This is a genomic window from Myxacorys chilensis (assembly GCF_059505265.1).
This window is the reverse complement of record NZ_JCACKG010000096.1, coordinates 1-13,658: the sequence shown is the minus strand read 5'-3', so window position 1 is coordinate 13,658 and position 13,658 is coordinate 1. Positions and strand designations below refer to the sequence as shown.

11 protein-coding genes are annotated in these 13,658 nt (G+C 48.3%); 9 read left to right on the top strand and 2 right to left on the bottom strand.

Translation table 11 applies throughout. The features are described from left to right. Positions 1-332: 332 nt before the first annotated feature. From AC5JLB_RS07525 to AC5JLB_RS07505, 5 genes are all read left to right on the top strand, one after another. The gene (locus AC5JLB_RS07525) at positions 333-608 is read left to right on the top strand and encodes a hypothetical protein (protein WP_495873217.1); all 276 of its coding nucleotides are present in this window, start codon (positions 333-335) and stop codon (positions 606-608) included. After that, positions 605-973, top strand: coding sequence for a clan AA aspartic protease (locus AC5JLB_RS07520; RefSeq protein ID WP_495873216.1), 369 nt, complete (start codon positions 605-607; stop codon positions 971-973). Before AC5JLB_RS07525 ends, AC5JLB_RS07520 begins: the two co-directional genes overlap by 4 nt. A gap of 160 nt (positions 974-1,133) precedes the next feature. After that, positions 1,134-1,505: a VOC family protein gene (locus tag AC5JLB_RS07515; protein ID WP_495873215.1), complete on the top strand. Its 372-nt coding sequence runs from the start codon at positions 1,134-1,136 to the stop codon at positions 1,503-1,505. Positions 1,506-1,913: 408 nt separating this feature from the next. Beyond that, positions 1,914-3,896, top strand: coding sequence for a DNA polymerase III subunit gamma/tau (locus tag AC5JLB_RS07510; protein WP_495873214.1), 1,983 nt, complete (start codon positions 1,914-1,916; stop codon positions 3,894-3,896). A 334-nt stretch (positions 3,897-4,230) separates the two neighbouring features. Then, the gene (locus AC5JLB_RS07505) at positions 4,231-5,220 is read left to right on the top strand and encodes a potassium channel family protein (RefSeq protein WP_495873213.1); all 990 of its coding nucleotides are present in this window, start codon (positions 4,231-4,233) and stop codon (positions 5,218-5,220) included. Between the two features lie 104 nt (positions 5,221-5,324). Here AC5JLB_RS07505 and fahA read toward each other — a convergent pair whose 3' ends face one another. Beyond that, on the bottom strand, positions 5,325-6,653 hold the full coding sequence (gene fahA, locus AC5JLB_RS07500; protein ID WP_495873212.1) for a fumarylacetoacetase: 1,329 nt from the start codon (positions 6,651-6,653) through the stop codon (positions 5,325-5,327). Then, entirely contained in the window at positions 6,650-7,576 is a 927-nt protein-coding gene (locus AC5JLB_RS07495; RefSeq protein WP_495873211.1) for a hypothetical protein, read from the bottom strand. The genes fahA and AC5JLB_RS07495 overlap by 4 nt, the downstream gene beginning before the upstream one ends. A 483-nt stretch (positions 7,577-8,059) precedes the next feature. Between AC5JLB_RS07495 and hppD the strand changes: the two genes are divergently transcribed. The 4 genes from hppD (at position 8,060) to AC5JLB_RS07475 (ending at position 13,497) form a co-directional block, all read left to right on the top strand. Then, entirely contained in the window at positions 8,060-9,205 is a 1,146-nt protein-coding gene (gene hppD / locus AC5JLB_RS07490; protein ID WP_495873210.1) for a 4-hydroxyphenylpyruvate dioxygenase, read from the top strand. An 80-nt stretch (positions 9,206-9,285) separates the two neighbouring features. After that, positions 9,286-10,467 (top strand): homogentisate 1,2-dioxygenase, encoded by a 1,182-nt coding sequence (locus AC5JLB_RS07485; protein ID WP_495873209.1) that lies wholly within the window; start codon positions 9,286-9,288, stop codon positions 10,465-10,467. A gap of 57 nt (positions 10,468-10,524) precedes the next feature. Further along, on the top strand, positions 10,525-11,430 hold the full coding sequence (locus AC5JLB_RS07480; RefSeq protein ID WP_495873208.1) for a hypothetical protein: 906 nt from the start codon (positions 10,525-10,527) through the stop codon (positions 11,428-11,430). A 102-nt stretch (positions 11,431-11,532) separates the two neighbouring features. Next, positions 11,533-13,497, top strand: a complete 1,965-nt coding sequence (locus AC5JLB_RS07475; RefSeq protein ID WP_495873207.1) for an AMP-binding protein — start codon at positions 11,533-11,535, stop codon at positions 13,495-13,497. Positions 13,498-13,658: the final 161 nt, after the last annotated feature.

The following is a 13,658-nucleotide window of genomic DNA, read 5'->3' as shown; positions in this document are numbered from 1 at the left end:
GCCTGGTTCACGCATTGCTGCTACTGTACCTGACTAGATCGAAAAAGGCTGTATTACCGTCAAGTAATAAAATTCAATTCGTTACCTACCGTAAGTGAGCATAACAATTCGCTTGAAGCAGATTTTTGCAATCCTTCTGTACAGCCTAAAGTGATTTGTCGCCGTTCAAGCGCAGCGTTATGTCGCGTCTTTCGTTAGAACAGTAACTACAAGGTCATTGGTTCAGTGAAGCGATTATGCTCTAATTTAAAGTGCGATCGCAGTCGAAACTTTGATCTAGCGATTGCCCAGATTAAAATGAAAGGGCAACGCCTGAAATTAAGGTCAAGCCCATGACAGTTCGCCAACGACGTTACAGCAAAGAAGAGATAGCTCGACGTGGGCAAGAGCTCTATGAATCTGGCATTCGGCAGCAAGTCGAACCAGGAAATGAGGGTAAAATTGTGGCGATTGACATCGAAACCGGAGCCTTTGAGGTCGATGAGAATGTTGTACCCGCAACTAATCGACTGTTTGAGCAATATCCTAATGCCCAGCCTTGGGTGATTCGGATTGGACATCGCGCCGTTGATCATTTTGGGGCGCGGAGTCTGAAGCAGAATCAATGATTTACGGAGTTGTGAATTTACGTCGTGAAGCAACGCTTCCCCTTGTAGTTGGTAACGCGAATAGACAACAGCAAGTGATTGATACCGTTATTGATACAGGGTTCAGTGGATTTCTGTCTTTGCCATCTGCACTTATTGTCACCTTGAATTTACCTTGGAGTGCTTCTGATATCGTCACCTTGGGCGATGGCAGCGAAACTCTGTTCGATCTCTACACTGCAACCGTAATTTGGGATGGGCAGTACCGCGAAATTTATGTTGCAGAATCAGAAACGGAACCCCTGCTTGGGATGGCGCTACTCTACGGTTATCGATTGCAGGTCGATGCCATTGAGGGTGGCAGCGTCAAGATTGAAGCCTTGTGATCTTAGTTAGAAGCTATCTGTGGGACAGGTTTAACCAGTCGTTGGAACGGCGAAAGGACAATTTCCTTGAGGCAAACTGGTCAAAGCAACAACTCAATTTTGCTGTTGATTGGGATAATACACTCAAGGAAGTATTTAAACTTTGTAGAAAGCGAAAGTTATGATTGACCATACCGGCATTAACGTTAGCAATTTTGAGAAAAGCAAAGAGTTTTACGTCAATGCCCTAGCCCCACTTGGTTATCAATTAGTAAGAGAGTTCGATGCCACTTCTGGCGCAGTTTTTGGAATAGACAGAGAACCAAATTTCTGGATTGGGCAGGGAGAGGTCAACACACCTAGAATTCATGTTGCTTTCCGGGCTGAAACTCGCGAGATGGTTCAGGCATTCTACAAAACAGCCTTAGAAGCGGGTGGTCGAGACAATGGCGCTCCGGGTCTACGAATTCACTATCACCCTAATTATTATGCTGCCTTCGTTTTAGATCCAGACGGGCATAACATTGAGGCAGTATGTCATGTCTCTGCATAACCCCAACCTAACAAGTCAAATTGTTGGAGAGTCAGCCAAGGGCGTTTGGTAATTGTGTCCTATACAGAGAGGAGGGATTCAATTCGTCTCATTAGGGCTAGAAAAGTAACACGATTTGAGCGGGAAGCCTATGAAGAAGGATAATTCAGAACTGGAAGATGAACTTCGGTCAGAATATGACTTGAAGAGTTTAGGAGTCAGAAAATTAGGCGCTGGATGAAAAAGCTTCGGTGGAGTGGTTGTGAGCCTGGAACCTGATGTAGCAGAAATGTTTCCAAGTGCTGATGCTGTGAATGCGGAATGTAGGAGTATTCTTGACTCTTACATCCTGCGAAACCCAAATTCTTCCCTACCGTTTTGCCAATCCCCTGATAGGATCAATCAGTCCCACTCCGATGATTGATTGCCGTGACGTACATTCCACTCCACCACAAATATCGTCCCCAAACGTTCACTCAACTCGTCGGACAAGACGCGATCGCAACCACGCTATCAAATGCGTTGCTGCAAAACCGGATTGCGCCTGCCTATCTCTTCACTGGCGCACGCGGAACGGGTAAAACATCGAGCGCACGGATTTTTGCCAAATCGCTGAACTGCTTAGCATTCGACTCACCCACAGATCAGCCCTGCGGTGTGTGTGAAACCTGCCGCGCGATCGCAAATGGTTCAGCGTTGGATGTGATTGAAATTGACGCCGCCAGTAACACCGGAGTAGACAACATTCGCGAATTGATTGAGCGTGCTCAATTTGCCCCCGTTCAATGTCGTTACAAAGCGTATGTGATTGATGAAGTTCACATGCTTTCCAATGCCGCCTTCAATGCGTTGCTCAAAACATTAGAAGAACCACCCGATCGCGTTGTCTTTATTCTTGCCACAACCGATCCTCAACGTGTTCTTCCAACCATCATTTCACGCTGTCAACGATTTGATTTTCGACGCATTCCACTAGAGCCAATAGTGGAACATTTGGGCGCGATCGCACAGAAAGAAAACATTTCTATCACCAAAGAAGCCTTACAGTTAATCGCGCAAATCTCCCAAGGCGGATTGCGCGACGCTGAGAGCTTGCTCGATCAACTGAGTTTGCTCATTGGAGAGATTACGGCAGAACGGGTGTGGGACTTAGTCGGTGCAGTGCCAGAACGCGATTTGATGACCTTAGTCGAAGCGATCGCATCCGATAACCCAGAATCTGTTCTCGACACAACCCGTAGATTGATGGATCGCGGACGAGAGCCGTTAATCGTATTACAAAATTTAGCGAGTTTCTACCGAGATTTATTGATCGCAAAGACAGCCCGCGATCGCGGCGATTTAGTCGCCCTCACGCCGCCGACTTGGCAGCACCTCTGCGACTTCGCCAAAAACCTCAACATCGGCACCATTCTGCTAGGACAAAAGCATCTCAAAGATAGCGAGGTGCAATTAAAGAACACAACTCAACCGCGTTTATGGTTAGAAGTGACTTTATTAGGATTGTTACCCTCAGCCAGCATCCAACCAACCATCAATGTAAGTCCTTCACTAAAAGCTCTGCCCAAAGCTCAGGTTGAATCGACGGAACGGGCAATCTTTGGGAGCTTGGCAGAGCCAAACGCGGCATCAACGCTCACTCCACCATCAGACGCGCTTCTAAGCCCCACAACGTCTAGTCCCACACCTTCCAGTTCCACAACGCCCAATGGCTCATCGGCGACTCCCGACGCTGTGCCCGTTCCTGCCGAGGAGGGTGTTCAGCGTCAAGATGCAACACCCGCTCAACAAGATTTAGCAGAACTTTGGCAACGAGTCCTTTCAAACTTACAGCCGCTTGGAATTCAAGCTCTGCTGAGCCAGCAGGGAAACTTACTCTCCTTTGATGGTCAAACCGCTCAAGTTAGCATCAAAGAAAAACTGTTTAATATCGCTCAAGGACGAGTAGCTAACATTAAAGCTGCATTTTTAAAGACGTTAGGCATCGAGATTAAATTAAGTCTTGTTGTTGCAAACGCTGCTCTGACTGAGCAAAGCAGCGTCTATTCTGACATGAGTAACAATGATGTAAAGCCGCTCAGCACAGAACAACGTTTTGAAGACGTGCCATCCAACCCAGCCCGGTCGGATCTGCCACAGCCTGATTCAGAACTTGCGATCGCCGACCCGCCTCCAGACGCTCTTTTACCAACCTTTGACGCGCCTCCAGCCTACTATCATGACTGGGAAGATGAAGCCGCCAGAGCCGCCCTCAATCTTGCAGATGCGTTTAATGGGGCAGTTGTAGATCTCGACAACCCTTCGCTCGAACCGCCAAGCCTATCGATTGAAGAACAAGTATCTTCTCTAGATGAGGCGGCTCTAGACGAGTTGGAAGACAACGAAGATGAAGATCAAGATGTGGACTTTTGATCACAGCATTTTGATCACACTATAAATTTCGACTATTTTGATCACACTCCGATGTCACAGAGTCGTCATTGAAGCCTAAAACTCTAATGCAGATAGAAACATACGTTAGAATCTGCTTCCGTCAATTGATAGAGGCGTTGCGGTTCGCGATCGTATTAAATGACCGAGGTATAGATAAAGACAATTTCTACATCTTTCAGTTTTCCTTTGACCCCTACCAGATAGCAAAAACGTGGTGTTTTCAGCATTCTTTGGCCTCTTGATCATCCTGATTGTAGTCGCCGATGTCTTTCAATCCATAGTCGTTCCGCGTCGAACACCACGAACCTTCAAGATGTCATCCTGGTTGACCAGAACACTTTGGCTTCCTTGGCGGTATCTCAGTTTGCGCAACAAACAACGCCGAGAATATCTGCTTAGCCTCTTCGCGCCTTTATCGCTGATACTGCTACTGACCGTCTGGGTTGTGGCGTTAGTGTTTGGATTTGGGCTAATTCTATATGGACTGCGAAATTCAGTTCAACCTCCCATTAAAGATTATGGAAGCGCCTTTTACCTGGCAGGAACATCACTCTTTACCCTTGGATTCGGAGATTATGTTGCAGATGGAGTTGCCCGTATTGTTGTGCTAACAGCAGCAGGATGTGGGTTGGCTGTGATGTCGCTAGTGATCACATTTTTATTCTCACTCTATAGTTCTTTGCAAAACCGCGAAGTCTTTGTCGATTTAGTTGAGGCGCGGGCAGGCAGTCCTCCATCGGGCGTGACGTTGCTAGAAACCTACGCCCGACTGAAAATTCTGGAGCAGTTACCCAATGATTTGGGCAATTGGGAAGCTTGGGCAGCCGAAATCCTGGAGGGTCACTGCGCCTATCCAGTGCTGTCGTTTTTCCGTTCAACTTTAGAGAAGGATTCTTGGCTGGGAACACTGGGTGCGATGCTGGATGCTTGCACGCTCCTGTTGACGACAGTGGAAACCGAGAATTGCGGCATGGCATATCTAATGCACCGAATGGGATGCCGAATTGTTTTGGAGCTGCACCGCTTGTTTAGGCTACCTCCAGCAGAACAGCTAGAAGTCGATCGAGAACAGTTTGAGCAAGCCCAAAGAAGCTTGGCGCAGGCAGGGTTTACAATCCGCGATGATGAGTCGGCATGGTGTGCTTTTGTGGAGTTACATTCTGCTTATAGCAACAGCCTCAACGCACTCATCCGGTATTTTGCAACCACCCCGCCAACGTGGACAAGCTATCCTGTCCCGATTCCTCATCCATTTGAGCATCATCTCCGCACAAAACTTGCCTCGCGTTCTAAGCGAACCTAACCGCGCCATTTCTTGATCTCAACTTGCACTCGGTGGTTCTGACGACCACTAGCGTTATCTAATGTTCTGCTTGTGTGGCTTTTGTCCAGCATCTCATCTATCTCTCAAGCTCGCTGTTGTCCCTTAACATCAACTATTCCTTGACATTTACCCATCCCAATTCTGATATACCCTTCTCTCTCACAATAACCCCAAAGAGTAACCTCGTCCCCTTCTATCAAGAACGATCGCACTTCTCCGGTCGGTAGCACGATCGGCTGTGTTCCCCGTTGCGTGAGTTCCAACAAACAGCCTTGTGTGCCTGCCTCGCTCCCTGAAATCGTTCCACTGGCAAATAGATCTCCAGGACGAAGATTGCAGCCATTGCTGGTGTGGTGAGTCAGCATTTGTGCCACCGTCCAATACATCTGTTGGAATTCACTCTGGCTTAAGCGCAAAGGCGCTATTTTCTCCTGACGCATCCGCGCAGAAGACAACGACACCTCTAGAGTTAAGTGAATGCTACCGAAGCGTTGATTAGTAGATGACGCGAGGTAGGGCAGGGTGGATGGATCATTTACAGCCCGCGCAAACGCAGAACCTCGAAATGGGGCAAGGGCTTCCAGCGTCACAACCCAAGGAGAGATTGTCGTGGCAAAGCTTTTTGACAGAAAAGGGCCGAGTGGCTGATATTCCCAAGCTTGAATGTCTCGCGCAGACCAGTCATTTACGAGGCACAGTCCGAATAGGTGGTCTTCTGACTGATCGAGCGCGATCGCGTCTCCCAATTCATTCCCCATGCTCACAAAGCAACCCACCTCAAGCTCATAGTCCAACATCTGAGAAGGGGCAAATGTAGGGGTTGAGTCTTTTGCTTGTTTCTGTTGACCATAGGGACGTTTGATTGAGGTGCCACTCGGAACGATCGATGATGCTCGTCCGTGATAGGCGATCGGAACATATTTGTAATTTGGCAGCAGAGGATTGTCGGGGCGAAATAGCTTACCAACATTGGTGGCGTGAAAAATAGAGGCGTAGAAATCGGTGTAGTCGCCGATGGTGGCAGGCAACAGCAATTGTGCCTCTGACATCGAAACAAGGATGGTGCTGTCAGATGGAGGGGATTGTTCTGCGCGGAGTAATTGACTCAGATGATGGCGCAACGACAATGAAGCCGTTCTCCCCATTGCCATCAACCGATTTAAGGTCGAAGCGCAGCAGGCCGCTTTTAGAGACTCTGGTAGTTCCTGAAGTAGCCCGATCTGCTGGCAAGCCGTTAAGTCCAGAATTTGATCGCCGATCGCAACCCCGATTCGAGGCGTTTCAGCGCGACCTCGTTCTTGAAATACTCCAAACGGTAAATTTTGAATTGGGAAATCAGTGTCGGCTTGATTCGCTGATTTAACCCAACTCCGCAAACTTGGATCGTGAGTAGAATCAATCGCGCAGATCATAGGAACCTCAAGTCGTAAAGATCGTTGATGGGTTCTTGAAAAGAACAGGAGCCGAACGAGCGAAAGAATTGCGATCGCGAATGCTCAATCTCACGTAGGGAGAGGGAGTGATGATGCCACCTGACTTCGGCCTCGCTGAATTGAAATGGGTCGATCGACGGCTCCTCAAGGATTGCCGCAGCCTCATTGGGCGTGATGGCGTGATGGTAAGCAAAGGCTGAAGCGATCGCAACATTCAAAAAACCGTGCATTGTTGTGGAGACTCTAGTTGTAGAAGTCTTATCCAAGGCGTGAGTGAAGCTGTGACCGCGCAAGGGATGATGTAACCCAGCCGTTGCCTTGAACGGAATTCGAGCATTCGCGAACGACAGAATGCGCTGACCCAGTTGTGTACTGTCAGGAAACGCATCGCCAGTAATGCCGCCTGTTCGCAGCTTTGCGCCTGCTCCTATTTGTTGCAGAATATTCAGATGCGGTTCTAAGTCAGCATCAAACGGAATTTCAAAAAAAGTGTCCACTTCAGCAGGTAGATCTAAATACCCCTGTTGAATCTCGACGGGTGAAAGTGGGGCAACTTCCAAGGCACTAATCCTAATGGAATCTTTGCAGTGAAGTTCTGCTTTGGTGATTCGATGTATCTGCTCCAATTCCGCTAGCCAGTTTTTAGACAGAATCACACTCAATGACCAGGGCTGAGATGAAGGGATTTCTTCACACATTTCTTCAGTTAAGATTGGCAACAGCTTGACGAACTCAGGTAGCCGAGTGGCAGGCAAAACAAAGCGATCGAGCATCCAGGAGTGTGGAGAAGAGTGGGCGCGATCGTAACTATGCATTGCTTCAGGTAAGCTTAGCTGTGCCGGTGGAAAGAGTCCGGCATAGTCCACAATCGACGCGAGAAGCCGTTTGAGCGATGTTAACACTCGGCTGCACCTCCTCTAAATCTTGGCTTCTAAAAACGGTGTACCAATTTGACTGTTAAGACCAACAGATGAACTAACTGAAACGTCGAGAGCTAGACCGGTATTGTCCGGCTCTCTCTCCTTCGGGAGAGGGCAGGGAATCTGTATATTGCTTAAACCTCCCCTTAGATTGATCGTGATCATTATTACTAGCAAGTCTGAGAAGTTAAATCTATAATTTAATTATGGCTTCTCAGATTGGTTTATTAACTGATTCTAAAAAGCCATAGAAACCCTACAACCTAAACGACGCTTCAAGCCCGGTTGTTGTCTACTGTTTGCATTGCAAACTTTTATTTACAGTTGTTTAAAGCTGCTAGCTGTTTCAGACGTTACTGTTTCTCTACACGATTTTTATCGAGATATAATTCTTGATGCATTCTGTTGGTTCTACTAATTTCAAATGATTGTTTTTCCATTTTTCCTCTGTTAAGGGGGAACCTAATGACTGATTCATTTCCTATTCTCGGTTTTGATCACCTTGAGTTTTACGTTGGTAACGCAAGGCAAGCCGCGAGTTTTTATGAAACCTTCTTTAAATTCACAAACACAGCGTATCGAGGCTTAGAAACAGGGAGTCGCAAAGTTGCTTCATATGTTATGGAGCAAGGCAAGATTCGTTTGGTTCTGAGTACAGCACTCAATTCTGATCATCCCATTGCTCGTAGTGTGCTGAAGCATGGCGATCATGTGGCGGTGATTGCGTTGCAGGTGCCCAATGTCGTGGATGCTTACCAACATGTGACTGCACGAGGAGCGATTAGCGCAGAGCGCAACTCCGCAGGAATCGCAGTGATACCGCCGACCCTTGCAGAAGATGAGTCGGGGCTACTTCACTATGCGGCGATCCATGCCTACGGCGATGTCATTCTCAAGTTTGTCGATCGGCAGGACTACCGGGGTGTTTTTGCGCCCCAGTTTCAACCTCGACATTCAGTTCAGCCTGGTTCTTATGGAGTTGCGCCTTGCGCTAATCGAGAAGCAGGACTCCAAACCATTGATCACCTTGTTGGCAATGTTGAACGGGGCGCAATGGAACACTGGGTGAAGTTCTTCGCCGATACGATGGGGTTTCAGCTATTGGTTCACTTTGATGACGCAGCAATCTCGACTGAATATTCAGCGTTGATGTCTAAAGTGGTGCAAGACGGTTCTGGTCAGATTAAATTGCCTATTAATGAACCTGCTTTAGGAGAGGGGAAATCGCAGATTCAAGAATATTTGGAATACCATCAGGGGCCGGGGGTTCAACATATTGCCTACTCCACCCACAACATCATTGAAACGGTCACAAAACTACAGCAGGCAGGCGTTGAGTTTCTGCATGTGCCAACTCCTTATTACAAAGAGTTAGAAGCACGAATCGGCAAGATTGATGAGTCAATTGAGCGTTTGGCAGAACTCGGAATTTTAGTCGATCGCGATCGCGAGGGTTATTTACTCCAAATTTTTACGCAGCCCGTTGAAGATCGTCCCACTCTGTTCTTTGAAATTATTCAGCGACACGGTGCCCAGAGCTTTGGTGAAGGCAATTTCAAAGCATTATTTGAGGCGATCGAACGCGAACAAGCCCTCCGAGGAAATCTCTAGACAGCAATCTCTAGATCAGGAGCTAGAAATTAGACTCTCAACCTTTCTGTTGTAGACATCCAGTAAAACGGTATCCGGCGATGACGTACTACTACCAGCTAGGCACGGTTCCCCACAAGCGACATACCCAGTTTCGTGATCCAAATGGTTCGCTCTATCACGAAGAATTAATGGGCATTCACGGTTTTGCGGGTATTCAATCGCTGCTTTATCATTTGCACCCACCAACGCAAGTTGACAAGATTTTTCTAGAGCAACCGATCGCGCTGGAGTTTGAAGAGGTTGGAGCACTCCGTCATCGTCATCTGCGGACTGGAAACGTATCGAGCGGAGGAGATGCGATCGCGGCTCGAATTCCGTTAATGGCGAATCGGGATGTGTGTATTTCAGTCGCACAACCGACAGAACCAATGTTGTATTGGTATCGGTTTGCTCACGGGGATGAAGTCATCTTTATTCATGAAGGTAGCGGGGTATTAGAGAGCCAGTATGGTCGGTTGCCCTATCGTCCGGGTGATTATTTGGTGATTCCGACCGGAGTGATGTGGCAACTGTTGCCAGATACCAACATGGCTCAACGGATGTTGGTGATCGAAGCGCAAGGACACATTGAACCGCCTGCTCGCTATCTCAATCGCTATGGTCAATTTCTGGAACACGCGCCTTACGGTGAACGGGATCTACGCCCACCAGAAACACTAATTCCGCACGACGAAATCGGCGAGTTTGAAGTGCGAATAAAAGCTCGCGATCCTTCGGAACTTGGCAAGATCAATCGCATCACGACCTACCTTTATCATCATCATCCGCTCGATGTCGTGGGTTGGGATGGCTATCTCTATCCCTATGCCTTCAACATTGCCGACTTTGAACCCGTGACCGGACGCATCCATCAACCGCCGCCTGTGCATCAAACCTTTGAGGCCCCTGGGTTTGTGATTTGCTCATTTGTGCCCCGCTTGTTTGACTATCATCCGCTCGCCATTCCTGCGCCCTACAACCATTCCAATGTCGATTCTGATGAAGTTCTCTACTACGTTGAGGGAAACTTCATGTCCCGCAAGGGGATTGAACGATCGTCGATTACGGTGCATCCCAATGGCATTCCGCATGGCCCGCATCCAGGCATGTATGAAGGGTCGATCGGCAAAGAGCGCACCGATGAACTTGCTGTCATGATCGATACATTCCGTCCGCTGACCCTCACTCGACAAGCGGTTGAGTTGGAGGACTCGCAATATTCTTACAGTTGGGTTGCTTGAGTATCAGGCAATCTCTGATTCGCTTCACAAGTTGGTCTTAAAAGGAGAAACCTCTCTATGGCTCCCGTTCTCACAACTCCCTCCACCCCCCTATCTGTCTCTGATCGAATTCAGAAGCGCTTGCAGCAGGGGGAGTTAACACCGCAACAAGTTGATGACTTTCAGAATTTTCTTCACCAAGTCGATCGTGAACTTTTGCAGCATCCCATCATTACGAATAATGCTTATACTCGCTGGTTTCAAGCAGGCAACGCCACGGATGAGCAGTTGCGGCATTTTATTCGCCAATTTTCCGTGTTCTCGAATCAATTTCTGGTCGCGGCATTGTTGAAAGTAATTAACTCCCCAACCCTTCAGCAATCACGGGCCAGCCGCGAGATTCTGCTGAATGAGCTAGGCGTAATTTATCGCAAGCTGGAAGGAGCAACCAATCTACAAACACCTAAAACAGACGAGGAAAAAGACCGAGAAGGTGATCCTGAAGTGGTTAGTACAGAAGGAACCGTCGATGGTGGAATTTGTCGCTTTCGGGCGGCTCATTTTGAGTGGCTGACTGCTGTGGCAGAAGGGATCGGCTTGCACTACGAGGAGATTGGTCAGCGCAAGCACGGCAGCCCAACCACGCTGCATTTTTGCGATGAATTGCAGCGTCTGTACGGCAGTGATGATCCCAATCTCGCTGAAGGTGCCAGCTTTGCCGTTGAAAATTGGGCGGCAGCAGGGTTCTGGCAAGAGCTAGAAGATGGATTGACCCAGATCAAACAAAGTCGGTATCCACAACTCCGTTTAGCGTTTTTCACGTGGCACAATCGCGTGGAAGCCCAACACGCAGGACATACCTTAGAAGAACTAGAAGCGGTTTATTTTAGACCAGAGTTCGATCACGCCAAATTTATTGGGGGAGGTCAACAAATCTTGGATGCGATCGCAGTCTTTTGGAATGGATTACAGCAACTCGATTAATCGTTCCAATTCGTCTGCCCTATTCATTCAATTAGAACATTGAGCGACTAACAATTCACCGTTGAAGGATTTTCTTAGCAGGCATCCAATGAGGAAGCGGCAATGCACCAAGAACTTTCTCCCGCATGGGTTCCATCCCCCCAACAAATTGAGGCAACCAACATTGCAGCACTCATGCAGGACTTGAACATTCACACCTATGCAGACCTGCACTCTTGGTCAACTCACAATCGGGGCGCTTTCTGGGAGGTTATGATTCAACGGCTCAGGATTTGCTTTCAGAAACCCTACACGCAAATCGTTGACCTATCTAGGGGCGCAGAATTTCCGCAATGGCTTGTGAATGCTCAATTTAATATCGTTGAAAGCTGTTTTCAAGCTTGCGGAGACACAGCCGCGATCGTTTTTCAAACAGAAGGCGGTTCCCTCTGCACATGGACATACAGCGAATTACAGGCGCTCACCAATCGCGTTGCAAATGGCTTAGTCGAGCTAGGGTTTCAGCCAGGAGATGCGATCGCTATTGCGATGCCTATGACCGCCCAATCGGTAGCAATTTACTTGGGAATCATCAAAGCGGGTTGTGTCGTGGTGTCGATCGCCGATAGTTTTGCGGCAATTGAAATTGCAACTCGGTTACGGTTAGCAAACGCAAAGGCAATTTTTACTCAAGACTCTATTCATCGAGGCGGAAAGCAGCTACCGCTCTATGCCAAAGTAATCGACGCCAAGGCTCCACTGGCGATCGTGCTATCTCAACAGCCAGTCCCAAACGTTGAATTGCGCTCTGGTGACTTAACGTGGAATGACTTTCTCAGCGCGATCGTAACCTTTGATGCGATGCCAACGACTCCAGCCGCCCACACCAATATCTTGTTTTCTTCTGGCACAACCGGAGATCCGAAAGCAATTCCCTGGACGCAAACGACACCGATTAAATGCGCGGTGGATGGACATCTCCACCACGATATTCATCCGGGTGATGTGGTGGCTTGGTCAACCAATTTGGGATGGATGATGGGGCCGTGGCTGATCTATGCGAGCCTGATTAATCGTGCTACGATCGCCCTTTACGATGGCGCACCAACCACACGAGAATACGGTCAATTTGTTCAGAATGCCCAGGTAACAATGCTGGGTGTAGTGCCCAGTCTCGTGCGGGTTTGGAAAACGACCCGCTGCATGGAGGGATTGAATTGGAGCGCCATTCAAGCCTTTAGTTCTACAGGTGAATGCGCTAATCCTCAAGACATGTTGTACTTGATGTCGCTAGCAGGTAACAAACCCGTTATTGAATACTGTGGTGGTACTGAAATTGGAGGAGCTTATATTACAAGCACTCTTGTTCAGCCTTGCATTCCGGCAACGTTCACAACCCCTGCGCTGGGTTTAGATTTTGTCATTCTGGACGCTGATAATCGTCCTGCAACCGAAGGGGAAGCCTTTATCATTCCTCCCGCGATCGGGCTGTCTACAGAATTGTTGAACAAAGACCATCATCAGGTTTATTTTGCGGAGACAGCTAGTGATGTTGAGGAGCCAGGTATTAACACCTATAGCTTGCCGTTGCGTCATCATGGCGATTATTTGGAACAATTGCCGAATGGTTACTATCGCGCCTGTGGTCGCGTGGACGACACGATGAATCTGGGCGGCATTAAAGTGAGTTCTGCCGAGATTGAACAAGTGGTTAGCACCGTGGCAGACATTTGTGAAACTGCCGCCATTAGTACTCCGCACAACTCGCAAGGAACGGTGTCTGAGTCTGAAGGTGGGCCAAGCCAGTTGATTATTTATGCCGTCGTTGCGCCTAATACTCAAAAAACGCACGCAGAACTCAAAGCAGTGTTACAGGCCGCGATCACTCAACGCCTCAACCCGTTATTCAAAATTTCGGATCTGGTGATAGTAGACGCTTTGCCCCGCACCGCATCAAACAAAGTAATGCGGCGAGTCCTGCGCGATCGATATCCAGCGGTTCCTTCGGAGTTGCGCTCTGCGCCAATCGCCGCTCAACAGTCCCCTTGTCTACACGATGGTCATTCACCGTACGCACTGAACCGTTAGGGGGATGATGCGCAAAGTCTACATTAACGTCAGTTCGACAGAAGTAGTTCGCTCCGATTATAAATTCGGGAAGCCCCCTAAATCCCCCAATTTTGGGCAGGGCTGGTTTATTGTCAGGGTAGAAAGGTTAGGCTGGCGGTGATCTCTTAATTCACTGAATA

Coding starts and splice junctions, on each gene's coding strand:
- AC5JLB_RS07505 (WP_495873213.1), top strand. CDS start 4,231: ATGTCATCCTGGTTGACCAGAACACTTTGGCTTCCTTGGCGGTATCTC.
- AC5JLB_RS07515 (WP_495873215.1), top strand. CDS start 1,134: ATGATTGACCATACCGGCATTAACGTTAGCAATTTTGAGAAAAGCAAA.
- AC5JLB_RS07475 (WP_495873207.1), top strand. CDS start 11,533: ATGCACCAAGAACTTTCTCCCGCATGGGTTCCATCCCCCCAACAAATT.
- fahA (WP_495873212.1), bottom strand. CDS start 6,653: ATGATCTGCGCGATTGATTCTACTCACGATCCAAGTTTGCGGAGTTGG.
- hppD (WP_495873210.1), top strand. CDS start 8,060: ATGACTGATTCATTTCCTATTCTCGGTTTTGATCACCTTGAGTTTTAC.
- AC5JLB_RS07520 (WP_495873216.1), top strand. CDS start 605: ATGATTTACGGAGTTGTGAATTTACGTCGTGAAGCAACGCTTCCCCTT.
- AC5JLB_RS07480 (WP_495873208.1), top strand. CDS start 10,525: ATGGCTCCCGTTCTCACAACTCCCTCCACCCCCCTATCTGTCTCTGAT.
- AC5JLB_RS07525 (WP_495873217.1), top strand. CDS start 333: ATGACAGTTCGCCAACGACGTTACAGCAAAGAAGAGATAGCTCGACGT.
- AC5JLB_RS07485 (WP_495873209.1), top strand. CDS start 9,286: ATGACGTACTACTACCAGCTAGGCACGGTTCCCCACAAGCGACATACC.